The organism is Bartonella sp. MU37NMGALS (assembly GCF_042194015.1).
GTDB lineage: Bacteria > Pseudomonadota > Alphaproteobacteria > Rhizobiales > Rhizobiaceae > Bartonella > Bartonella grahamii.
The window spans coordinates 1-25,105 of sequence record NZ_JBHIML010000016.1 but is presented as its reverse complement, the minus strand read 5'-3'; the positions used below and the strand labels follow the sequence as shown (position 1 = coordinate 25,105).

The 25,105-nt window shown below is 37.7% G+C and carries 19 protein-coding genes and 1 riboswitch; of the genes, 12 read left to right on the top strand and 7 right to left on the bottom strand.

Annotation, left to right across the window (positions count from 1 at the left end; all coding sequences use genetic code 11):
* On the top strand, nucleotides 1–189 hold a 189-nt coding region (locus tag ACFIJP_RS07435), incomplete at its 5' end, for a tyrosine-type recombinase/integrase (protein ID WP_375626669.1).
* A gap of 1,176 nt (nucleotides 190–1,365) precedes the next feature.
* Here ACFIJP_RS07435 and gcvP read toward each other — a convergent pair.
* The 3 genes from gcvP to gcvT are packed head-to-tail and all read right to left on the bottom strand — an operon-like array spanning nucleotide 1,366 to nucleotide 5,654.
* Nucleotides 1,366–4,161 (bottom strand): aminomethyl-transferring glycine dehydrogenase, encoded by a 2,796-nt coding sequence (gene gcvP, locus ACFIJP_RS07430; protein ID WP_375626671.1) that lies wholly within the window; start codon nucleotides 4,159–4,161, stop codon nucleotides 1,366–1,368.
* A 5-nt stretch (nucleotides 4,162–4,166) separates the two neighbouring features.
* Nucleotides 4,167–4,535 (bottom strand): glycine cleavage system protein GcvH, encoded by a 369-nt coding sequence (gene gcvH, locus ACFIJP_RS07425; protein ID WP_375626667.1) that lies wholly within the window; start codon nucleotides 4,533–4,535, stop codon nucleotides 4,167–4,169.
* 6 nt (nucleotides 4,536–4,541) lie between these two features.
* Complete coding sequence (gene gcvT / locus ACFIJP_RS07420; RefSeq protein WP_375626666.1) at nucleotides 4,542–5,654, bottom strand: glycine cleavage system aminomethyltransferase GcvT; 1,113 nt, start codon at nucleotides 5,652–5,654, stop codon at nucleotides 4,542–4,544.
* A 136-nt stretch (nucleotides 5,655–5,790) separates the two neighbouring features.
* Nucleotides 5,791–5,888, bottom strand: a riboswitch (glycine riboswitch).
* A 445-nt stretch (nucleotides 5,889–6,333) separates the two neighbouring features.
* Here gcvT and ACFIJP_RS07415 point away from each other — a divergent pair.
* The 4 genes from ACFIJP_RS07415 to ACFIJP_RS07400 all read left to right on the top strand — a co-directional run bounded on the left by ACFIJP_RS07415 (nucleotide 6,334) and on the right by ACFIJP_RS07400 (nucleotide 10,825).
* Nucleotides 6,334–6,996, top strand: coding sequence for an LON peptidase substrate-binding domain-containing protein (locus tag ACFIJP_RS07415; RefSeq protein ID WP_375626665.1), 663 nt, complete (start codon nucleotides 6,334–6,336; stop codon nucleotides 6,994–6,996).
* Nucleotides 6,997–7,009: 13 nt separating this feature from the next.
* Nucleotides 7,010–7,216: a Trm112 family protein gene (locus tag ACFIJP_RS07410; RefSeq protein ID WP_273791466.1), complete on the top strand. Its 207-nt coding sequence runs from the start codon at nucleotides 7,010–7,012 to the stop codon at nucleotides 7,214–7,216.
* Nucleotides 7,217–8,159: 943 nt separating this feature from the next.
* Nucleotides 8,160–8,627 carry a helix-turn-helix domain-containing protein gene (locus ACFIJP_RS07405; RefSeq protein WP_375626664.1) on the top strand — a complete coding sequence of 156 codons (468 nt, stop codon included), beginning with the start codon at nucleotides 8,160–8,162 and terminating at the stop codon, nucleotides 8,625–8,627.
* A gap of 1,166 nt (nucleotides 8,628–9,793) precedes the next feature.
* Nucleotides 9,794–10,825: an aspartate-semialdehyde dehydrogenase gene (locus tag ACFIJP_RS07400; RefSeq protein WP_375626663.1), complete on the top strand. Its 1,032-nt coding sequence runs from the start codon at nucleotides 9,794–9,796 to the stop codon at nucleotides 10,823–10,825.
* A gap of 285 nt (nucleotides 10,826–11,110) precedes the next feature.
* Here the strand turns inward: ACFIJP_RS07400 and ACFIJP_RS07395 are convergent, their stop codons facing one another.
* Entirely contained in the window at nucleotides 11,111–11,758 is a 648-nt protein-coding gene (locus tag ACFIJP_RS07395; RefSeq protein WP_375626661.1) for an SH3 domain-containing protein, read from the bottom strand.
* A 503-nt stretch (nucleotides 11,759–12,261) separates the two neighbouring features.
* Here ACFIJP_RS07395 and ACFIJP_RS07390 point away from each other — a divergent pair.
* From ACFIJP_RS07390 to ACFIJP_RS07380, 3 genes are read left to right on the top strand one after another with little or no spacing between them, the layout of a single operon-like run.
* Entirely contained in the window at nucleotides 12,262–13,080 is an 819-nt protein-coding gene (locus ACFIJP_RS07390) for a MetQ/NlpA family ABC transporter substrate-binding protein (protein ID WP_273723580.1), read from the top strand.
* A gap of 27 nt (nucleotides 13,081–13,107) precedes the next feature.
* The gene (locus tag ACFIJP_RS07385) at nucleotides 13,108–14,142 is read left to right on the top strand and encodes a methionine ABC transporter ATP-binding protein (RefSeq protein ID WP_375626659.1); all 1,035 of its coding nucleotides are present in this window, start codon (nucleotides 13,108–13,110) and stop codon (nucleotides 14,140–14,142) included.
* Nucleotides 14,135–14,794, top strand: coding sequence for a methionine ABC transporter permease (locus tag ACFIJP_RS07380; protein ID WP_375626657.1), 660 nt, complete (start codon nucleotides 14,135–14,137; stop codon nucleotides 14,792–14,794). The genes ACFIJP_RS07385 and ACFIJP_RS07380 overlap by 8 nt, the downstream gene beginning before the upstream one ends.
* A gap of 943 nt (nucleotides 14,795–15,737) precedes the next feature.
* Here the strand turns inward: ACFIJP_RS07380 and ACFIJP_RS07375 are convergent.
* A complete protein-coding gene (locus ACFIJP_RS07375) occupies nucleotides 15,738–16,217 on the bottom strand; it encodes a MaoC family dehydratase (protein WP_273723586.1) in 480 nt (159 codons plus the stop codon).
* Nucleotides 16,218–16,380: 163 nt separating this feature from the next.
* On the opposite strand from ACFIJP_RS07375, the gene ACFIJP_RS07370 reads away from it, so the two are divergent.
* Entirely contained in the window at nucleotides 16,381–17,715 is a 1,335-nt protein-coding gene (locus ACFIJP_RS07370; protein WP_375626655.1) for an NAD(P)H-dependent oxidoreductase, read from the top strand.
* 799 nt (nucleotides 17,716–18,514) lie between these two features.
* Here ACFIJP_RS07370 and ACFIJP_RS07365 read toward each other — a convergent pair.
* Entirely contained in the window at nucleotides 18,515–18,871 is a 357-nt protein-coding gene (locus ACFIJP_RS07365) for a hypothetical protein (protein ID WP_375626653.1), read from the bottom strand.
* 2,181 nt (nucleotides 18,872–21,052) lie between these two features.
* On the opposite strand from ACFIJP_RS07365, the gene ACFIJP_RS07360 reads away from it, so the two are divergent.
* The 3 genes from ACFIJP_RS07360 to ACFIJP_RS07350 are packed head-to-tail and all read left to right on the top strand — an operon-like array spanning nucleotide 21,053 to nucleotide 23,822.
* Complete coding sequence (locus ACFIJP_RS07360; protein WP_375626651.1) at nucleotides 21,053–21,796, top strand: creatininase family protein; 744 nt, start codon at nucleotides 21,053–21,055, stop codon at nucleotides 21,794–21,796.
* A 21-nt stretch (nucleotides 21,797–21,817) separates the two neighbouring features.
* Entirely contained in the window at nucleotides 21,818–22,840 is a 1,023-nt protein-coding gene (locus ACFIJP_RS07355; protein WP_375626649.1) for a CobW family GTP-binding protein, read from the top strand.
* Between the two features lie 10 nt (nucleotides 22,841–22,850).
* Nucleotides 22,851–23,822, top strand: coding sequence for a WD40 repeat domain-containing protein (locus tag ACFIJP_RS07350; RefSeq protein ID WP_375626647.1), 972 nt, complete (start codon nucleotides 22,851–22,853; stop codon nucleotides 23,820–23,822).
* Between the two features lie 160 nt (nucleotides 23,823–23,982).
* Here the strand turns inward: ACFIJP_RS07350 and ACFIJP_RS07345 are convergent.
* A partial coding sequence (locus tag ACFIJP_RS07345; protein ID WP_375626645.1) for an autotransporter outer membrane beta-barrel domain-containing protein occupies nucleotides 23,983–25,105 on the bottom strand: 1,123 nt, incomplete at its 5' end.

Below are 25,105 nucleotides of genomic sequence, written 5' to 3'. Positions count from 1 at the left end.
AAAAAATCAGCACATGGCTTAAGAAAATTAGCAGCAACACGCGCCGCTAATTCTGGTGCAACAGTATCACAACTCAAAGCAATTTTTGGCTGGACAGATGACGCTATGGCATCTCTTTACACAAAGAGCGCAGACCGTAAAAAACTTGCTCTTGAAGCCATAAAAAAGCTTCAAAAAGATGAGGGATAGAGGCAAAAAAACTCAATAGAATCAAGATTCACCTATTCCCTCATATTAGACATAACTATTTTATTTTACTTGCTTTTTATATACCATTCACGAACATCACCGTGAAATGGGATTGAGGGAGAAATGTCTCTTTAAAACAAACACGTGAATTAACAACCAAAGTATATTCTTTTCGGAGCGTTATGTTTTACATGAGGGTCGTACCCCCATTAAAGAACACAATAAATAAAAGCATGGGACAATGTGTCATCACCATTATAAAAAACATTACGTTAGATGCTTTTGAAAGCCGTAAAGCTGAATCAAAAGGAGATGACAAACTGAGGATTGATTTTCACCTTTACGGCTTTAGATTTCTCTGAAATTAAATTGTCTATCAGTTTCAAAGATTACGTCAACAGAAATACGCAATCGCTTCGCCCTCATCTGATATACAAAAGCTGGAATTACTCATAAAGCTCTCCCTTGCCTCAATCTCTGACTTAAAACATGTCGCTGCGTTAAGTTTGGATGCTGATTTACAGGCAATAGCTAAAACCAACGAGCTCTTAGAACAACAACACCGTAAAGTCACAAACTGACCTACAATGGATTGGAAAAATGTGCCGGCTTTTATAAGACACCCTGTAGAAAAACAACCATAATACATTTGGCTTTGTGTATTTACTCATTCAAACAGATGTTCTTACATATTTTTGCGTCATATTTATAAAAAACAGATTAAAGAGAAATATTTAGACAATTCTTGACGCAAGACGATGCAACAATAGAGTTTGGCGGGGCTTTATCATCAAAAGCACTAAAATTGATTTTATTCTTTCTGCAACCGGTCGTAGTCACCTTAGTGAGAGTAATATGTCACAACACATGCAACAGACTGGACCCTATCCCCGTAGGTTTCACTCTCGTTTACGTGAATTAGCTGGCTAGACCAATGCATCTAGTCACTAAAACCATGTCATACGATAGAAGGCAAAGAAGAGCATGCCTATTGCCTACAAAACACAGTTTTTTTGTCAACTTTTTCGATTTTTCTCATGTTATAAAAAACTATGCAAAATTCTAGAAAATAGACAAATAACTCTATAATAACATGATCAATAAGTAAAAAACCCACACAAAATGTGTGGGCTTTTTTGTTTATGTAAATAAACAAAGTAAATACATATTTGTTATTTAATAGGTATTTCCCAATGGCGGACACGAACAAATGAGCATTCTGTCTCCAGCAACATTATCAATACGCGATACAGGAGGCCAATATTTACTGGCTGGATCAAGAGAACTGTTGGGAAAAGCAGCTTCTTGTCGCGAATAGGGTCGTTCCCAAGCATCATCTAAAGTATCTGCCACTGTATGAGGAGCATTCACCAATGGATTATTGTCTTTTGGCCAAACCCCACGACCAACTTTCTTTGCTTCTTCAGCAATAGAGAGTAAAGCATCACAGAAACGATCAATTTCTGCTTTTGGTTCTGATTCCGTTGGCTCAATCATCAAAGTTCCCGGAACAGGGAATGACATCGTGGGCGCGTGGAATCCATAATCAATGAGACGTTTTGCAATATCATCAACACTCACCCCATACTGCTCTTTCAACACACGTGTATCCACAATACATTCATGAGCCACACGTCCATGCTTGCCCCGATAAAGAATGGAATAAGCGGGTGAAAGACGTGCAGCAATATAATTGGCATTTAAAATGGCTATTTGTGTTGCATATTTTAAACCCTCAGCCCCCATCATTCGAATATACATCCATGTAATCGCAAGAATAGACGCACTTCCATAAGGAGCTGCCGAAACCGCATGTGTTGTCCCATCCTGTTCATGGCCTGGTAAGAATGGTTTGAGATGCGCTGCAACTCCAATTGGTCCCATACCAGGACCACCACCTCCGTGGGGAATGGCAAATGTTTTATGAAGATTCATATGACAAACATCAGCGCCAATATCTGCAGGACGAGCAAGCCCCACAAGCGCATTGAGATTAGCGCCATCGAAATAAACTTGTCCGCCATTTTCATGAATAATAGAACAAATTTCCTTAATGCTTTCCTCATAAACACCATGTGTTGAAGGATAAGTGATCATGAGAGCAGCCAATTTATCCTTATGCAATTGCGCTTTCATTTTAAGATCGTCTACATCAACATCACCATCGCTTAAACATTTTACCACAACGACTTCCATACCTGCCATATGCGCCGAAGCTGGATTGGTACCATGCGCAGATGCAGGAATAAGACAAACTGTACGTTGATGTTCTCCCCGTGATTGGTAATATCGTCGGATAGCCAAAAGCCCCGCATATTCACCTTGAGCACCAGAATTTGGCTGAAAAGAAACTTGCGCAAATCCTGTAATTTCGCACAACCACGCATTTAACTGATCGATCATCTCCAAATAACCCGCTGCATCCCCTTGTGAAACAAAAGGGTGTATATTGGCCATACTAGCCCAACTCACAGGCATCAATTCAGCCGCCGCATTAAGCTTCATTGTACAAGAACCAAGAGGAATCATAGCACGATCCAGCGCCAAATCCTTATCTGCCAAGCGACGCAAAAAGCGCATCATATCTGTCTCTGAATGCACCGCGTGAAAAAAAGGCTGGGAAAGAAAAGCAGCATCCCGCTTTTTGCCAAAGAGTCGAGGAGAAACCTGATCGCCTAATTGTGCCCCCAAAAGCTGCGCTAAAGCACAAGCATCTTCTTCTGTTGATAATTCATCAAAATTAATTGCAATAGTGTCATCATCGAGAACACGAATAAGGCGCCCACCTATTTTGGCTTGATGCGCAATCTCTCGCGCTTTTCCCTTCACAACAACGCTTACGCAATCAAAAAAAGATTCTCCTTCACAAAAAACACCTGCAGCCTTTAAACCAGCAACAAAACGGCATGTTAAATGATGAATTCGCTGCGCAATTGCTTGTAAGCCTTTCGGCCCATGCCAAACAGCATAAGCAGTTGCCATATTAGCCAACAACGCCTGAGCTGTACAAATATTTGACGTCGCTTTATCGCGTCGAATATGTTGTTCACGTGTTTGCAAAGCTAAACGAAAACCAACACGCCCTCTCGTATCCACGGATTGACCAACAATACGCCCTGGAATAAGACGCGTTAACGCATCACTCACTGCAAGGTAACCAGCATGTGGACCACCAAACCCCATCGGAACGCCATAACGCTGCATAGAGCCAACAACGATATCTGCCCCCCATTGAGCAGGTGGCTCCATAAGGGTAAGTGCTAAAGGATCAGCCACAACGATAACTAAAGCTCCTTTTTCCTTTGCCTCTTTTATGATCTCACTGTAATCATGAAAAGCACCTTTTGTATCTGGCCAAGATAAAACAATTGCCGCTGTATTAGAACAAATTTTCCTCTCTTGGCTGATACAAATACCTTGTGTTTCAGCACGCGTTTGCGCAACACTTAAAGTCTGAGGATGTAAAAGACTCTGAACAGAAATCTTCGTCTTTTTCTCACGGGAAAAGCGAAAAGCGAGAGCATTGGCTTCAGCTAAAGCAGTTGCTTCATCAAGAAGGGAAGCAGCAGCAACAGGCAAACCTGTTAGTTCACTAACCAATGTCTGAAAATAAAACAAAAGTTCTAAACGACCCTGGCTAATTTCTGCTTGATAAGGCGTATAAGCAGTATACCAAGCCGGATTTTCAAACAGATTTCGTAAAATAACCGGAGGCACATAAGTTCCATGATATCCTTGCCCAATAAAACTTTTGTGCACACAATTACGCTCCATCATCTTGGAGAGTTCTTCCAAGGCTTGTCCTTCACTAGCAGCCTCTGGAAGATTCAATGAACGTCCCAAATGGATAGAATGTGGAACAGCTTGAGAAATGAGTGTATCAACACAATCAAGCTCTAAAACATCAAGCATTTTTTGTGTTTCATCAGGACGCAGCCCAATATGTCGAGAAGAAAAAGAACGCTCGATCATGATACTCATCCAATCAAAGCCTTATAAGCATCTTTATCCAACAACCCTTCCAGTTGTGTCTCATCCTGCAATGTCATTTTCCATAACCAGCCTTCTGTTTCGGCTTTCTGATTTACCAATTCAGGATTATCAGCCAATGCTTCATTTATTTCGACCACTTCACCATCAAGAGGAGCATAAACATCTGAAGCCGCTTTCACCGATTCCACAACAGCCGCCGCCTCTCCTTTGGAAAGTTTTGTCCCACTTTTTGGTAAATCAACAAAAACCAAATCTCCTAATTGCTCTTGCGCATAATGCGTAACCCCAACAGTCACCACTTTTCCTTCAACGCTAAGCCATTCATGGTCTTGTGTAAAATAAGTTTTAGACATAAAAAATCATCCTTTAAAATAACGTTGTTCAACAAAGGGAAGTGAATGAACTGATAATACAATCTTTTTGCCTCGCAGTTCTGTAAAGACTTGTGTCCCTTCAACTTTACAATCAACAGGAACATAACCCATCGCGACAGGACCATCAAAAGAAGGACCAAAACCACCTGATGTTACAATGCCAATCTCATTACCTTGATCATCAAGAAGCACCGCACCAGCACGAATAGGTTGACGCGTTTGCGGTTTTAATCCAACACGACAACGAGCAGGTCCTTTTTGCAGTGCTTCAAGAAAAGCCTTCGCACCATAAAATTGTGCTTTTTCTCGAACACTTTTAGGAACAGCCCATGTTAGAGCCGCATCAATAGGTGTCGTATCAGGGGTAATATCATTTCCATGCAAACACAGCCCTGCTTCCAACCGCAAGCTATCGCGTGCTGCAAGTCCAATCCACTCAACACGAGAATCACTCAGCAATTTTTCAGCCAACATATGCGCATGCCCTATAGGCAAAGCAATTTCAAAACCATCCTCTCCCGTATAACCAGAACGCGTTATAAACCAATCCTGTTGTGGTTCGAATCCTTGCATAAAGAACAATTCATTCCCTGGTAAATCAGCATCAGCAAGAACAGCAGCCGCTTCAGGACCTTGAAGAGCAAGCAATACCCTTTCAAGAGCAATCACTTGACATTCAAAATCAACCGCACGCTTTTCCAATTCTACAAAATCAGCCTGTGCATTCCCAGCATTGGCGACCAACATAAAACGGCCTTCTTCCAAACGGGTAATGATAAGATCATCAAGAATACCAGCCTGCTCATTAAGCAAATAATTATACCGTGAATGCCCAATCTTTAAAGCTGCTGCATCAATGGGAAAAGCATAGGACAAAAATTCCACGGCTTGTGCCCCTTCAACCGCAATCAATTTCATATGAGAAATATCAAAAAGTCCTGCATGTGCACGCGTATGAAGATGTTCTTTCAAAACGCCAAGAGGATAAGTTAAAGGCATGTTCCAGCCCGCAAAAGCACCAAATTTTGCTCCTGCTTTTTCATGCAAATCATATAAAGGAAGTGTTTTTAAAAAAGATGTTTCTTGTGCTGTGCCCATAATAACTCCAAAGCTGCGCTAACGCCCACAGAATATGGCCGTCTCTGCCCCCTCTGTCATCAACCTGAGAGACTCGCGAAAAGATTTTTCGCTTACACCTTCGGCGCGGGTTCTCCCGACTTTCCAGATCTGCCTTCTTCCTTTTACGGTCCTTAAAGCCTGAGAGATTATGGGCTATTTCCCCTTCGGCGGCAATGCGAAAATTTGCAATCTGCACTCTCCCGCAAAAGAATGAAAGAAACGATAACGCTCTTTCCAGCATATTTAAACCTATAGCCTATCTTTATCACACTGTCATTAGTAAAGTGATGAAAATGTTCTCATTTTAAAACTTGCATAAGCTGCTTCAAAAGATTTATAATAGCACCCTTTTGAACCTTACAAAAATTGCAAGGAACACATTTTAGGAAATTTAAGAAAAAAATCAAAAGCTATAAACAAAAATACCTCTTGAAAATCATGCAAAACGTCACACACTAAAAAGATCGCAAAGCAACATTCTTTCGCGCGCAGTCAACCTTAAAGATAGGGTCTCATATTCTTTTTTAGAATTAGGACTTCAAGTATTTTATAAGTATGATTTTAATGCACAAGAAGTGGGTTTTCTGCTTTCTCAATAGTGTCATAAATTGCAACTATTTACAGACTAAAACTACCGAACAAAGGTGACAAAATACTCATGAAAGCTGGTAATATCTCTTACAATTGCGAAAATGATCTTCCAAAGCAAATTGCCCTTTTTCCTTTAGAAGGTGCACTCTTACTACCCGGTGGTTTTTTATCACTCAACATTTTTGAACCAGAATCACTTGAAATGGTTGAAAACGTTATGGTAACTGATCGTCTATTGGGCATTATTCAACCACTTTCATCGGATACAGACCGCTTCTCTACACAACTTTATAAAACAGGCTGTATAGGGCGCATTACAAACTACAGTGAAACAGGAAATGGACAACTGTTCATTATCTTACAAGGTGTTTGCCGCTTCACCTTAGAACAAGAATTGACAAACACAAAATCCTATCGAACAGCTCTCATCCAATCAAACATAAAAGACTTGCAAGAATTTGATGTTGAAGAAAGCATTAACCGAGAAAGCTTACTTGACGTTGTAGAAAAATATCTAACCATACATGAAATGGAATATAATTGGAGCAGTATCATAGAAGCCCCTACACCTATATTGGTTAATGCTTTTTCAGCCCTTATCCCCTTTACACCAGCAGAAAAACAAGCTCTCCTTGAAGCTCCAGATATCGAAAGCCGTGCCCAAACTCTTCTTGCATTAACAGAACGCTCACTCATGAAACAAACAGGAACAGATTACCGCTTAAACTAATGAACGTCCAAACATGAAAAAAATGACCACAGATCCAAAAATGCTCGAATTGCTCGTCTGCCCAATGACGAAAGGCACTCTCTCTTTCAACCGAAAAACACAAGAGCTCATCTCTCTCAAAGCCAAACTTGCCTATCCTATTCGTGATGGCGTTCCCATTATGCTTGCTTCAGAAGCGCGCCCTTTGCAAAACAATGAAGAAATAACGCATAAAAAATAAAAAAACCTCATGCAATTTTCCTCTACAAGCCCACTGTTATCAATCCTCTATCAATATGATATCTCAATATCTACGATTTCTGAAAAAAGAGTTTTACAATAAAGATATTTATATCGCTTTACATCTTGTAACAAAAGCCAAAAATATCATCAGATTCTCTCATTCCAGCCTGTTCATACTGAAGCAATCAAAACCATTCGCTTGCACCACACGAGCATCTGAACAAAAACAATTAAAAAAGGGAATAAAAATGGCTCTTATGAACTTCTTAAAAGCAAGAATTATAATAACATTTTGAACCAACTCAGGTAAATGAAATTTATTTATTAAATATAAAAATTGTTATATTTCATGAACTTTACGTTATACCCTTCACGAGCAACATGTTTGAGATACCTCGATTTAAGATGAAGAAAAACGATAAGCTGTATCATCTTATGTATACCATATCGGGACAAGAATATTTATCTGTTTGTTTACTTTTCAAAGCGGGGAAACAGCCTAATTTTGGGGAGAAAACATAAAATCGTAAAGGAGAAAATCACCCCATTACCTTGCCATCACCCTTTAATTTCGCTTTACAATTTTTACAAGTATCTAAAGTATCTCAAGCAATATTTTATGTATAATATACGCATTAATTACGTGAAAACTTGAAACAACAAACAAGAAACACTGTTGTAATTTCAATTGACGATTGAAAGTAATTGCCTTATGAAGGAGGCTTGTGTTTTTGGTTGTATACGCGACAATCAAATAGGGTCTGGAAGCCCGAAAAACTCAAACTAGAAATAAAACCGCTTTTGCGGATATCCCGGAATTTCCGGGGGCTCTTGTTATGTCCAAGTGCTTTCAGCACTAAAAGCAAGGGGCTGTTTTGAGTCAGCACTTCCAGACCCCGGAATACTAATGCGAGGGCGCTCGCAACCGGTGGGGACATCAAGTGAAAGCCAAAAATCTACATTTTTACGATATTTCTTTAGGCCAAAAAATTCGCTTCAGAAGAAATGTCATGGGTTTTTCTCAAAAACAATTAGGAAGTCATTTAGGCGTAACATTCCAACAAATCCAAAAGTATGAAAAAGGCTTAAATCGCGTAAGTGCAAGACGTTTACAGGAAATTGCTCATATATTAGATGTTCCCGTTTCCTTCTTTTATGCTGATGGCGCAAAAAAAGAAGAGAACCTCTATCATTGTGATGACAGAATAGCAAGCAAAGCAGAATATTTACTTTTAAAAAATTTCAGAATACTGACCCGCAAAAAACAAAGAGCAATTTTGCAGTTGATTTCTGATGAAAAAATAACCCCTTATTTTCATAAATTCACTGAAAATACAATCAACGTCCTTAATAATCTTGACAAGAATTGTGACTGTCTCCCCACACCTAATGAGAATGAAAATACTTAATCTAATCTGGTCTGTAAATAATCCGAATTCTAACGAGTTTAACTTAGAAATAGTGCATTGATTTATAATCATAATCTAACGTTATTGATATTGAATAAGTGTTCCGAATATCGTAAAATTCTATCATTTCAAACGTGTTCTATATTGAATCAATCAAAATCATTTATTTGCACATTACAAGCAGAGTTAGCGTGTGAGTAAAAATGTACAAAAAAGGCATACCTCTTAATTGAATAGTCTCACATACCAAGAACTGTAGCCGCATTGAATGCCGGAAAAATGTATGATGATGCTAACTTACTCTTTTATTAAACATGGGGGTGTTCAACGGCTTTCCACTGATATAATCCACTTGAAACAAAAGGCTCGCCAAACAAGCCTACGAATATTCACACACACTAAAAAACACTTAAATATATCAAGAAAGCTTAAAGATCTTATACCACCATACTTCAAATGACGATATTTTATAGCATAACAGGATTAAAGTAAAAAACAGACACGAAAAAACTATATGTATAACTTTCATAAGAATTTATTTATATAATGGATACTTAAGTTTATCTTGTTGTGCCATAAATTCTATCATTTAAGGTATGAAAATATGAAACATGCATACCTCCTTGAAACATTCAAATGTTTTTAGATGCTAAATGTCTTTTTAAATATTTTTAGGCTTTCTTATTGAGCCTTAAGTTTCAAGTGAAAAATGGGAAGCCGCTAAAAGTAACCGCTAGAATCTGGCTGTTTACAGACTGAATAGGAAGCTTCGCTTTTAAAGGCATAGGGAGAAGATCAAATAATTCAACAATTAACAGATAGAATATTAAAAGATTCCACCAACGCGATACGTAATACCATCCTTAAAAAATTCAAAAGTGTAAAGGTAAACATTGACAGAAGATAAAGAATTCACTTAATTAAAGTGCTCTCTAACGAGCTAATAGTTTAGCGTACAATATTCAATTTTTTCAATTCTGAAAGATTAAAAAAGACTTATCATTTGAAATAAAACAATTTATTGTGCTGACGATGATGATTGGTGTGCACAAAATTGAGTTGTTGAAAATCAAAAATATAATTTAATGATGTTCCTTGACCAACTCACTCTCTCCTGAGTATAGCACGGGGAATAAACGTGGAGAGACATGAGGAGTATATAGAAAATGAGTTTTAAAGTTGCAATTGTCGGCGCAACCGGAAATGTTGGTCGTGAAATGCTTACAATTTTAGAAGAACGTGGTTTTCCTGCGCATGAAATTGTCCCTCTAGCATCACGACGCTCATTAGGACAAGAAGTTTCTTATGGAGATAAAACTTTAAAAGTAAAAGCACTGGATACTTACGATTTTTCTGACACAGACTTTTGTCTTATGTCTGCGGGAGGAAGCATTTCCAAAGAATACGCCCCTAAAATCGCTGCTGCCGGCTGTGTCGTCATCGATAATTCCTCCACGTGGCGCTATGATGCCAATGTTCCGTTGATCGTCCCTGAAGTCAATGGCGAAGCTATAAATGCCTTTTCTAAACGTAATATTATAGCAAACCCTAATTGTTCAACAATTCAACTGGTCTTAGCTTTAAAACCACTCCATGATGCTGCAATCATTAAACGTGTTGTTGTCTCTACATATCAATCGGTTTCTGGAGCTGGTAAAGAAGGAATGGATGAACTTTTCGAACAATCACGTGCAGTTTTTGTTGCTGACCCAATTACATCAAAAAAATTCACTAAACGCATTGCCTTTAATGTCATTCCTCATATCGATGTTTTCATGGAAGATGGTTATACAAAAGAAGAATGGAAAATGACTGCTGAGACAAAGAAAATTCTCGATCCGAAGATTAAGTTAACGGCCACTGCTGTTCGGGTCCCTGTCTTTATCGGTCATGCCGAAGCTGTCCATGTTGAATTTGAAAAACCACTAAGCGTATCTGAAGCACAAGCGCTTCTCCGCGATGCTCCCGGTTGTCAGCTTATCGATAAACACGAAGATGGTGGCTATACCACACCTTATGAATGTACAGGAGAAGATGACACCTTTATTAGCCGCATTCGTGAAGATATCACCGTTGAAAATGGTTTAGCTTTCTGGGTTGTCGCCGATAATTTAAGAAAAGGAGCAGCATTGAATGCCGTTCAAATTGCTGAATTGCTCATTTCTCGTAATTTGATAAAGCCTAAGTCCGCAAATTAACGCCCTGTCCAAAAGGATGAAGAGCCCTCGCCGGTCTGTCAAAAGTCGGGTTTCTCTTCAGCAGGATCTTATCTCCTGCTGAGGATTCATATCGCCATTTTAAAGGACTGTGATTCGGGATATTAACAATTTTACTCTGAATATCCATGATATACCTTGCCGCCTTAAGTTAATCATCGCCACCTTAATGCCATTTTATCGTAGAATAGGATTAGCAGCATAAGCATTTTTTGCTTCATGCTGCTGATCCTTTTTGTCATTCCGGTTGTGAAATTAACTTTACCTTTATCGAGCAGGATAGGTCACAACACGGTAACGCGTTTCGTTACGTTCAAAATTTTTGTAATTGACATTATCAGGAAACAAGGGGTTGTAAGCATTCACGCGCTTTACAGAGACTTCTTGTGCTTTTGGCGACGGATTTAAAATTGTTCGTTCATCCCTTTTCTTGACACCTGTAGAATCGATAATCATATCTGTTCTGTATAGTTTTTGCATATTTTTCCGTGTTTTTTGAATCGCCGGAAGAACTTTAAAATCGGAAACAGCCTGTTTTACTTTTTCTTTTTTTACTTGTGACGATTTTATCATAGCATTTGGCTTTACTGGCATCTTTGTAAAAGCAATGGTAGGAACATCGCTAACATTGACATAACGTGCAGATGCCCAACCAACTTTTCCATGATAACCAAGAGAACACCAAGTTTTATTGGATAAACAGCCATAAATTTGCACTTTTGCTCCCATTGGAACCATTGTGATCACTTTATAAGCTGTTGCAGGACCTGTGCGTAAAGATACCTGACCTGATGCAACACGAGCAACTGTTCCAGCAATGGTTCCAGCTTCCGCGTGAGAAGCAGTCACAACCACCCCCGACGCTCCCAAAGCCCATAAAATCATTGTTGTTGATAAAAATTTCTTTCTTAACATTATTTTTCTTCCTCTCTCAAAACATGTGAAGGGCAAAATTTCGCCTTTGCAAAAATTTGCCGCGTTTAAATCCAATGATCAGCAACCTTTATTTCCCGCCAAAAAGACCCCACAACATTGCAACAAAATCTCTCTTTATTCCCCCCTCTACACGAACACGGACTTTTGATCTTGGTTGCGCAGTATGTTCTTCATGAATTTACGCCTAAAGCATCATCTGATTGTTTGGTTCTTCAACCAATCGTCCTTTAAAGAAGTTTTTAAAGTGTTATTGGTTCCCTCAACAAATGATTGCAATAAAAGAATTGATTGCCTGAATTACAGAGAATGAATGATGATACGCCCCCAAAATACTAAAAATAAAAGGAAAAATAATAATCTTTTAAAAATAAAAGTGATTGAATATTCTCTAAAGCTTGTATAACTTTAAATCTTCCTAAAAAAATACAGAGTATATTGAAACTTCCCTCAAAAAATCTCTTGGAAAAGAAAGTTAAAAGCACATGACATTAAAAATTTTTTCTCGCAGTCAGATTATAGGATTATTCCTCTCTCTCTTTGCACTTTTTTTATCTACTGCTTGCGTCATGGCTACAGACAAATCAAAAATCAAACTTGGTATTATGGAAGGGCGGGATGCGATTATTTGGAAAACTGCTGCTGAGCAGGCTAAAAAATCCGGTTTAGATATTGAACTCGTTTATTTTTCTGATTACGCTTTGCCTAATGACGCTGTTAACGCAGGAGAGATCGATGCGAATGCTTTTCAGCACGCCCCTTATCTTAATGAACAAATGAAACAACGTGGCTATAAACTTTCAATTGTTGGCTATACTTTTATTGCTCCAATTGGTGTTTATTCGCACAAAATCAAAGACTTAAAAGATCTACGTGATGGTGCACATGTTGGTATTCCGAACGACCCATCTAATGGTGGAAGAGCCTTACTTCTTCTCAATTCTTTAGGTCTCATTAAGTTAAAAGATCCTCATAATATTCTTGCATCTCCACTTGATATTATCGAAAATCCTAAAAACCTGCAAATTCGTGAGCTCGATGCTGGTATGTTAGGGCGAGCTATTGACGATTTTGATCTTGCAATTATAAACACAAACTGGGCTATTGTTTCCGGATTAAACTTCGAAAAAGATGTCGTCGCATGGGAGAGTGCAAAAAATAATCCTTATGATAATATCATCGTTGTACGCACGAGCGAAAAAGATGAGCCATGGGTTAAAAAATTAGTTGCCGCTTACAACAACGATCTCATCCGTGCAAAAATAAAAGAGATTTTTGGCAAAACCGCCCAAACTTCTTGGTAATTGTGCCAAATATCCGAGTAATTGTGAATGGAAAAACCTACTCTTATCTCCTTAAAAAACATCAGCCGTTGTTTTAACAAAACGGCTGGTGTTCCGGTAATTAATAATCTCTCTTTAAATATCCATGCTGGTGAAATCCTTGGGGTTATTGGGCGCAGTGGAGCAGGAAAATCAACACTTATCCGCTGTTTAAATGGGTTAGAGAAGATTGATGCAGGGTCCATTTTTTTTGAAGGTGTTGATATTTCAAATCTATCAGAGATAGAGTGGGCGCCTTACCGTCAACGAATTGGGATGATTTTTCAACATTTCAACCTTCTCTCATCGCAAAATATTCTTGATAACATTGCATTGCCGCTTAAATTAAGTGGTGTAAGTAAAAAACAACGCCACAAACGTGCCCTTGAACTGATTGAATTGGTTGGGTTATATGGAAAAGAATATTGTTATCCGGCACAATTGTCAGGGGGGCAAAAACAACGCGTTGGCATTGCTCGTGCGCTCGCTGCTAATCCTAAAATATTGTTATCAGATGAAGCCACCTCTGCTCTTGACCCTGAAACAACACAATCTATTCTAGAACTCCTTGCTGATATTAATAAACACCTCAATCTCACGATTGTGCTCATCACCCATGAAATGGAAGTTGTGCGCACCATAGCGCATCGCGTTGTTGTTCTTAATCAGGGGAACATCGTAGAAGAAGGACGTGTGAAAGACATCTTTACATCACCGCAAGACGATACAACCATAGCCATGCTCAAGCTTGTCACCCCGCAACTTCCTGAAAAATTTGCGAAAAATCTCAAACCAATCGGGCGAGAAGCTGTCATTGAAATCAATATTGCCGGCGAAATCGCCCAACAACCTTTTCTTCATCTTCTAGAAAATGAGAGTGGTTTAAGAGCACGTATTCTCCATGGTGGCATTGATACAGTCCAAGGCGAAACCATCGGGCGCCTCTTCCTTGCTCTTCCTGCTCAAGATAAAGAAGCTTTAAAAAAAGCCGTTCAATGGTTAACAGAAAAAGGACGATATTGCGAGGTGTTAGGTTATGTTTAATGTTTTGTCTCATGAACTTCCCCAAGCTGTTATTGATACAATATTGATGACACTTAGTGCTTCTTTTATGGCATTTATTATAGGACTTCCCCTTGGTCTTCTTCTTCACACAACAGCACGTGGGGGGATTTTTTCCTCATCTCTCATCAATCGCCCTTTAAGCATCATCATTGACAGTATTCGTGCCATTCCCTTTATTATTCTTGCATTTTATCTTCTTCCCGTTACGCGTATCGTTGTAGGAAGAGGGATAGGAATGCCTGCTGTAATTTTTATACTGACCATTTCAGCTATCCCTTTTTATGCACGCATGGCGGAACTCTCTTTTAAAACCGTTGAAAACGGTCTCATTGAAGCGATCCGCTCTATGGGCGCAAGCCGTCTTCAAATTATCAGACATGTTCTTATTCCTGAAGCTCTCCCTAGCCTGATTACAGGTTTTACAGTCATGGTCATTTCTCTCATAGGAGCCACCTCACTTGCTGGATATCTTGGTGGAGGCGGTTTAGGGGATATGGCAATCCGCTATGGCTATCAACGCTATAATACCTTCATCATGACCATTGTCATCATTCTTTTGATCATGCTCAATATTATAACCCAATGGACTTCTGATAAAATCGTACAAAAACTTGATAAAACAAAACATTAAAAGACTTAGAATTTCACATACCAGTACCATCATCCTCTTTGCCACTTTCCAAGTGCAACAACCCTTGCCTATCGAAAACGCTCATAAGAGATTAGGAACTTTTTTCTTAAACAGTTTTTATCTCTCCCCATCCGTTTGTAACATGAAAGAAAATAGTTTTAACGGATTGAATATAAAAGGGAATAAAATGAGAGATCTCACAGTATGTGAGACTCTCTCTTAACATAAAAATGATAAATTATCATGTCAAATTAAGACATTGGTCACGACCTTTCCCAACCTTAGATAACATATTGAATTTATAGTGATAATATGACGTTATTCATATTGAATGAGAATTCTGAATACCGTAAGATTCTCTCATTCAAAATTTGTTCCATATCGAATCAATCAAAACCTCTCGCTTGCATGTTACAAGCGGGAAGAGCCGTGTGAGTAAAAACTATACAAGCAAGGAAGGCGTGCCTCTTATGAATTATCTCAAGCACCAAGACCTGTCTTAACATTGGGTGCTAGCATATAATATGATAGTACCGGTTTTCTTCTTCACAAGCATAAAGATATAGGGATGCTCAATGGCTTTACCGTTATACTATTCACAGGCGCCATTGCGAAATGGGTGTGACGAGCGTTGAGAGATGTTTCTTTAAAATAAGCCCGTGAATTAGCAACGCAAGTATATTCCATTTGAAACATTCTGTTTTATGTGAGAGCTGTGATACCATTAAAGAATGCTATAAACAAAAGCGTGAAGCAATGCACTATCTTCACTAGGAAACTCCTCTTCAAAACGATCTAGGAAAGATAGCAATCTACTATGGCTATAAACGCTATGATAGCTCCAGGATATCTATCACCCTATAGATTATTCTCAATATTATCATTGAAGAAACTTCTAATAGAATTGTACAAAAATTTTATAAAATAAAGTACTCAAACTAATCTAGATATTGGAAGATTTTTCCCCCATCACTGCCACAATAAGCCATTGAGCCGTAAGAGCTGGTTTTTTTAACTGTTCAATTTCTACCGTAACCCCATAATGGAAAACCACTCGACCAGAAGGGCGAATTTCTGCATCATCTAACACAAAACGCGCACGTACCCGTACCCCTGTTTTCACAGGACTCATGAAGCGTACTTTATCGAAACCATAATTAATCCCCATTGTGCTTCCCTCCAACTCTGGAAGAGCCTCATAAGCGAGCGTAGATAAAAGCGATAATGTTAAAAACCCATGAGCAATTGTGCCTCCAAAAGGTGTCTTTTTAGCCTTTTCCTCATCAACGTGTATCCATTGATGATCATCTGTAGCGCATGCAAACTGATTAATCATATCCTGTGTAACAAGACGCCACCCCGATAATCCCACTTCTTTCCCAATAAAACTGGTAACATCTTGTATTGCTATTTTTTGCTGCATAACGCTATTCCTATTTTACTTGATAAAAACAACCACCCCTCTTGCTTTTATAAAATCCATTGATTAGAGCATCAAGAATAAAAGATTAATTGTCTTAAAAACAAATGCACCTTATGAATGAGAAAAATTCTTTAGCAGAATAGTTTTCAAATGGGAAAAAAGAATGGCAAGCAATGTGAACCTAACAGGTTTAGCGCATGATTTAAAACAACGTGCAGAAAAGCATCCCCCCATCCGTATTGGACTGATTGGTTGTGGTGAAATGGGCACAGATTTATTATCAAGTATCGCGCATATGGATGGTATAACAGTCGCTGCAGTAGCCACTAGGACGCCGTCACGTATTTTTGATGCCGCTACAATAGCCTATGGCGAGGATGGACATGCCTGTGAAGTTGAAAATACTTATGCTCTCACGCAAAGCATTGAAAAAAATTTGATTGCAGCAACAGATGATATTAACCTTGTTTTACGTCATGAACAAATTGATATTATCGTTGATGCAACAGGCTATCCCGAAGCAGGAGCAGAAATTGGTATCAAAGCGCTTGAAAATAACAAACATCTTGTCATGATGAATGTTGAAGCAGATGTTACAATTGGCGCTTATCTCAAACATGAAGCAGAGAAACGAGGGCTCATTTATACACTTGGTGCCGGAGATGAACCAACTTCTTGTATGGAACTCATAGAATTTGTTTCAGCCCTTGGACATAAGGTTGTTGCAGCAGGTAAAGGAAAAAATAATCCTCTGCGCTTTGATGCTACACCTGATGCTTACGAAGAAGAAGCATTCCGGCGTAATATGAATGTGCGCATGTTGGTTGAATTTATTGATGGTTCCAAAACGATGGTTGAAATGGCAGCAATTGCCAATGCCACTGGACTTCTCCCCGATTGCCCAGGAATGCATGGACCACAAGCGGCGCTGCAAGATCTAAACAAAGTGCTTATCCCAAAACAAGATGGAGGCATTTTGCAGCGATATGGTATTGTAGATTATTCAACAGGCCAAGGTGTTTCTCCAGGTGTCTTTGTCATTGCAGAAATAGCGCACCCACGTTTACGCGAACGTATGGAAGATTTAAAAATTGGTCAGGGGCCTTATTTCACCTTTCACCGTCCCTATCATTTAACAGCAATGGAAGTTCCCCTCACCTGCGCACGCGTTATGCTTTATGGCAAAAAAGATATGGCTCCTTTTAGCCATCCCGTAGTAGAAGTCTGTGCTGTTGCTAAAAAAGATTTATATCCAGGTGATCAGCTAGACTTTATCGGTCTTTATACTTATCGCGCTTGGATAATGAACATCGCAGAAGCACGCGCTCACCACGCCATTCCTTGTGGTCTTTTAGAAAAAGCAACAGTAACAGCTGAAATTAAAAAAAACGAACTCATTACACTACATAATACTGCTATTCGTGAAGATCAATGGATTGCACGTCTTCGTGCTAAACAAGACCTTTTACTTCATTGCCCTTCTTCCGCTAAGCTATAAACACTCCTTAATTACCTCACTTAACAGTATCTTTGCCTCACACAACAGAACAACCCAGAATGCACTTGTATCGCAAACACAAGCGTTTGTGTTTTAATAAAGGCATTTTTTAACGATGCATATCACCACTTCCCTCTCACAATATGGCGCGTAAATGCTACAATATAAACCACCCCATGATATGGCATAAGATTCATTGTGTATCACTATCTTTACTCTATAAAAATACAAACCGGCATCATCATTTATTTGGTCAATATTACGACAGCCCTTGGACCTTAGAGATGATTCATAAGAAGAATTTTTACTCTTTTTTTTAATAATTTTATCCATACACGAACGCAACTTGTGATACGTAAAAAATACTTTTGATGGATTTAACATAAACAAATTTGAAATAATAATTTATCATTTTTCTTATTGCATAAGAGCTATGAATACAGGGATCTTTTTATTTTGTTCTCTTATAAAAAATAAAAAAATTTAAAAAGGATAAAATATGCCTTTGATGAATAATCTTCATATGAGAGAAGATAGACAATATTAAAAAGCTGATAAAGATAATGAGTATACTAACCTTATTACTAGAGAATAAACATAAACTGTAAGAAATCAGATTACTCTATTTTGTAAAAAAACATAAATGTAGGATCTTGAACTTTAATAATGTTAATAAAACTATATTTAGTATTAAGAATAGTAATTTTTTATCCAATACAGTATAAATAATTTCAAATATTTATTTTTCAAAATCATGAGGCGAACAAAAAGATCATAGACTTTGTCGATGATCTTTTTACTAAAGTGTAGTGAATATTCCCCAAAGAGATATAACAGCACCTAATACATCCCCAACACATAAAGAAGCAAGAAGTGATAAAATACCTATTCCCCCCCAACAGGCTGCACCTGAAAAGGCAGCAGTTTTTTCAACTTTCCCCAAAGCAATGCCCTCTTGTTCCTCAACGCCTTGAATAACAGCTCTATCCACAGCTTTAATAGCTACATTTTTTTCTAGTGTAGAGATAGTAACTGCCACTCTCTCTTGAAATTGATTTTTTACAAAACTTGCATTTCCCTCTATAGTTTGTACAAAAAAGAGAATAAATAGTGTAAAAGTAAATGAACATACACGATTTTTAAATATTTTAAACATAGCTTTCTTTGCTCCTCTTTTCTTCACTGAAAAAATGAAAGAATATTCACATATATAAAAACCAAAAATTATATTTAATCATTTATATAATTGCACATAATAAAATATTATATGTAATTATATTATATAACACATTGTGTATTACATGTAAAGACATAAAACAGCAAATGATAAAAATAATTTATTCATTTTACACTATAATAACTAATATCTTAACAGTAAGATATTGTCATTGTTATTTATCTACTTCAAAATAATAAAAATTTGTCAAATTGCTTATTATAATAAAGATTAAAAAAATAAATTCATTTGAAAATTTATATAATAGAACTTTTATAAATAATTTAAAATGTAATTAAATTTTAAAGAACTATAACATTAAAAACCGCCATTATAATGATAATTATCATATATTATTTTCAATAAATATACAAATGAAATAGTAATTAATGGATTTTTATTATATCGCTCATCAATAAACTTGAAAATAAAATTGATAGCGAATAAAAAACTCGATATAAAACAAATATATCATAATAAATAAACATTAAAATATTGTATTATTTTTCTATAAAACAGTTATAAAATGTAAAAAGAAATTAAGATATCTATTTTCAAATAGAAAAGACGTTAATAAAATAATTCTCAACTTTTACTGATATATAAAGAAAAATAGCGCATAGCATCTTCAAAAGGTAATTCAGCCCCTTTATCTCATACAGCATAAAAACTCAAAATATTGACATTCAAACCTAACAAAACAAACGCATAAAATAAGTAAATCTATCAGATTTACAAAAACATTATAAGCAACAATAGAGCACCAACAAACTACCTAAAATTAAATAAAAAGAGAGTCATAAAAAATGAGATGATCCCCCAAAATACTGAAAAACAATTTTCTTTCTTAATTTTCATAAAGTTTATTCCATATTTTTCTTCAATATTGTAGAGCACAGCCCTATTTATATTTACTCTGTATTAATAAAAAAATTCTCTTTGAAATAAATTTTTGGCAATATTCACATAACTGTCTGCAATTTGTACAAAATAAATAATTGATCAAATGCTTGAAAGAAAAATGATATTAAATGATAAATTTACCAACCGATCATTTTAATAGCAGAATACTCATCTATAATAATAATTTATTGTTTTGCATGTTGAATGAGAGAGCTGACTATTATAGGATTCTCTTAATTTTAACGCTGTTTATATTGAATTAATCAATATTCTTCGCTTTCAAAGCACAAAAGAAAACGATGTGTGTGTGTAAACACACTTGAAGAAAGGAAAATATCACTTATGAGATATTTTAAATATCAAGCGCGGTTAACACAGTATTGAAAACTGGAAAAGTGAATGGTGGAGCCCCTTTTTAATTTAAAAATGTAAAGATAGTGAAGTGCAATAGATTTTATATTATGAGGATTTACCATTATACCATTCACGAACAGTATCACAAAATAGGCTTGGATACCTTGAGAAAGGTTTCTTTAAAACAAGCGTATCAATGTGCAACACAATAGCGTTCTGTTTATCATGTATCCAACGGTATTTCTTCTTGAATCATCTTATAAACTCATCGAGCTCTCTGAGATTCAAGTTCATCTTACGTGAATTTTTCCCTTTATATTCATTTTTTCTCATGAACACTAAAGTCTGTTAAGACACTATCCAAAGTAAAATCAATCAAAAAAAATTCTATTCTTTTGTACTATACAGATACTTGAATTAAGAATTTAGAACTCCTGATTGCAACCAAAGTCTGTACTATTGCAACAATAGAAATAGTTTTGTTATCCTCGCTCCATAGTAAAAAGAAGAATATACAACTTACAGAAAAAATTGCGCTTTCAATAAACAATGAAAAAATTATTTTTCATTACATGATGTGAAGTATTTAACCTGTATGAATATTTACTTATTAAAAATGAGAATATGCATCAGAAAATCTTACCAAAGATAGCTATCTTTAGAAAGCTCGCCTCATATTACAAAAAATTTGAGTTGGCTTTGCTCAATAAAATCTTCACTATTGTTTGACAAAGCTCTCATTTTTATAGCATCCATATGTGATGTAAAAAGACGCCTATTTGCGTTTCTCTTATAGATAGATTAAATAGTGACAGCACTTTTGATCATTTTTTCTGTGTTAACTTCTCTTTTGGGCAATAATTTATGGTATCTGACACGCCTTTTCTCGCTCTTTTACCTTTGGGCGCACACGAATATCACGGAGAGCACCTTCCCTTCGAAACCGACTGGATCATTGCTGAAGCTTTTGCAAAAGCCCTCACTTTACAAACAAAAGAGCAATTTCATATCGCACTTTTACCGGTTGAAAAGATTGGCTATTCTATAGAACATATGGATGTTACAGGCACACAAACCCTTACCTTTTCTGATGCTATTGAGCGATGGATAAGCATTGGTGAAAACTGCTATCGCAAAGGAATAAAGCGTTTTCTTCTTCTCAATGCCCATGGAGGCAACTCACCCTTAATGAGCATTGTTATCACCGAATTACGGAGGCGTTTTTCAATGCTTGCGGTAGCAACAAGTTGGAGTCGTTTTGGCCTACCGCAAGGTTTAATGGCACCGTCTCAACAGCATCTTGATATCCATGGAGGATTTATCGAAACCTCTCTCATGCTCTATTTAGCACCCGAAAAAGTGCATATGGAGAAAGCAGAAAATTTTTATAATAAGCAAGCTGATATGATTGCCAACTATCAGTATTTACGCGCTTATGGTCCTCATGCCTTTGGGTGGACAATGCGAGATCTAAATACGCAAGGTGCAGCAGGAAACGCAAGCAAAGCAACACCGCAAGCCGGTGAAGCAATTTTCTCTCATGTTCTTTGTGGGCTTCGTGGTTTACTTGATGATATCAATCGATTTAAAATAAATACATGGCAATAAAGAACAATAAAAGGTCTCTCCATGGAAACAACACACCCCAAAAAACTTCCCGTTACGGTTCTCACAGGCTATCTTGGTGCAGGAAAAACTACCCTTCTCAACCGCATTCTCAGTGAAAATCATGGCAAACGTTATGCCGTCATTGTCAATGAATTTGGTGAAATTGGTATTGATAATGACCTGATCATTGAATCAGATGAAGAAATTTATGAAATGAATAATGGCTGTGTTTGCTGCACTGTGCGTGGTGATCTTATTCGCATTCTGGAAAGTCTGATGCAACGTTCTCATCGATTTGATGCGATCATTATAGAAACGACAGGACTTGCAGATCCCGTTCCCGTAGCACAGACCTTTTTCATGGATGATACGGTCCATGAAAAAACAGCTCTCGACAGTGTTATCGCGGTCGTTGATGCAAAGCATTTGCCCTCTCAACTGAAAAAAAGTCGTGAAGTTGAAGAACAAATTGCTTTCTCTGATATTGTTCTCTTAAATAAAATTGATCTTGTCAGCGAAGAAGAACGTGCACACGCGCAATCGCTCATTCTTGCAATTAATCCCAGAGCCATAATTTACGCAACAGAGCGCGCTAACATCCCTCTTGATAAACTCCTCGATCGAGGTTCCTTTGATCTCCAACGCACTTTAGATAATGATCCCCATTTTCTTGACCATCAGCACGCAAACCATGTCTGTGGTCCCGATTGTAATCATGATCATGTACATCACCACAAATCCACCATTCATGATATTACAATAACCTCTGTAAGTTTAAAAACAGGTGCCCTTCAACCAGAAAAATTTTTCCCATGGATTCAACAGATCACGCAACAACAAGGTCCTGATATTTTGCGTTTAAAAGGCATTATCGCATTTCAAGGAGACGATGATCGTTATGTCATTCAAGGCATACACATGATCCTTGAAGGACAGCACCAACGTCCATGGCGTGAAGATGAAAAACGTGAAAGTCGACTTGTTTTTATTGGCCGTACCCTTGATGCCGAAAAACTGAAAACCGGTTTTGAAAATTGTGCATAAGCGAGTAAAAATGCCAAGCATTACCAATTACAATTTACAAAATTATTGTCTTTCCTGCGGTTTTATTGATAATAAACCAGCTTTTGTCTCGGTCGAAGGTTTCATTGTTTTTTTAAACCCAATCCCACAAAACATTGAAGTTCACCAAGGAATAATTTCTAGCCATTTTTCCCATGATAACACAGCTATCATTACAGGTGGAGAAGACGGAAAGGTCTGTCAAACAACAGTAGATGGTCATACAAAAGTACTGGGCAAACAGGAAGGCAAATGGATAAGCAATGTTGCATTTGGACCACGGAAAGTTTTTGCTTTTTCCTCCTCACGTTTCGCATTTGTGGATGTTGGAAAAGAAAGACAAGAGCTCACACATGAACGCAGTGTAGAAGGCCTCGCTTTTGCCCCAAAAGGTTTACGACTTGCCGTTGCCCATTACAATGGAGTTACTCTTCATTGGTTATCAACGCAAACATCTCCCACCACATTGGTCTGGAAAGGAGCACACTTTGGTGTCACCTTCTCACCAGACAACCGCTATGTCATTTCTACCATGCAAGAAAACGCCCTCCATGGCTGGCGTCTCACTGATAATCAGCATCTCCGCATGAGTGGCTACCCAAGCAAAGTCAAAAGCTGGTCTTGGAGTGCGAAGGGAAAATGGTTAGCAACATCCGGTGCATCAGCAGCCATTGTCTGGCCCTTTCATACAAAAGATGGCCCCATGGGAAAAACACCATTAGAACTGGGCACACGAGCAAATGCACTTGTCAGCACCGTTGCATGCCATCCAAGCAAAGAAATTGCAGCAATAGGCTTCAATGATGGAATGATTTTGTGTGCACATTTTCACGATGGAAAAGAAGTTCTTCTAAAAGGCTATGGAAAAAGCGCCATTTCAGCGCTCAACTGGGATCAGACAGGGCACAACCTTGCCTTTGGTAGCGAAAATGGTGAGTGTGGTATTATCAACATCTCTGTTTAAGAAAACAACAACAACCATCACAGCTAAGATAGCCGCACAATCCTCCAGAAGCAATTGCGCATAAAACCCATCTTCCTCTCTAAAAAATAAGAGAAGATTTTAATAAAGTAAAAGGCAGCATTTTCTACTGCCTTTTTATAAAAGGACATACCATACTCTGTCAAAAAAGATGGCGCAAACCAGCTGAGAAACTCGCTCCAGAAAAACCAACTTTCTTAAATTTATGCTGATAAGTTATATCTCCATAAAGAGAAAGTTTTGAAGAAAGACGCGCATTAAAACCAAGCCCCGCTTCTAAAGAAGAACCAAAATCACCTAACTGGAAATCATTTTTAAAAGAAACAAATTGCTTATCTTCAAAACTACGCAAATAAGAAAGCTTACTATAAAAAGAAATGGCACGTCCCTTTTCAGAAACATTAAGTGTCTTGCTTAAACGCCCACCAACACGCCCCACCCATTGATGAAATTTTCCTAAATCAACATCAATATTATCAACATCATGTGCCGGATTAAACTGAAGATGCTGATAAACAACCTGAATCTGCGGATCAAAAACAACACCTTTATACCCTGTTGCAAACGTTCTGCCACTTGTTAAAGAACCGCTAAACTGTTTACCCTTTAACGTCACAACCTTGCCCCGTGCTAGTGTCAAAACATCTCCCTTAAAAAGTCCATACGATAATACCCCATCGATATAAAAACCCGTATCATGCTGTAAACTTCCATAAGCAGCAACGGACCATTTATCAAATGGACTCTTTTTGCTTTGTTCAACATTTAGAGGATGGAGAGAGAGGTTTCCATAAGTTCCCGTGACCCCAAAGAATGTGCAACTCTCTGAACTCTCAATTTCTTTCAGCAAAACGCCTGCTTCCAGTGCACTATAATCAAGTTCTGCTCCATAGCCATATTCAAAAGCAGAAAGATTTGAAGCATAGTGGTAGCTTCCACCATAACCACGGATAAAAAATGCTGGATTTTCATCACTTTTCAAAGAACCTCTAGAATAGCTTCGTATTGCCTCCAATTTTTTATTTTGAGAGGCAAAATCCATCAAGCCGGCATGGAATAACGCATTTGGTAAAAGGAGATAAGTTGGCAACTGTGGGACAACCGCCCTAATTCCCATTTCGGGCTGAATATCAGGCTTAACAGGAACAGGCGAAGTGGGGACAGGATCTGTAGGTATAGGATCACTTAGATCAGAGGGCGCTGACGGAGAAGGTGTTGGTGTAATAGGCACAGAGAAAGAAGATGAAGGATCTGTAGGTACAGGA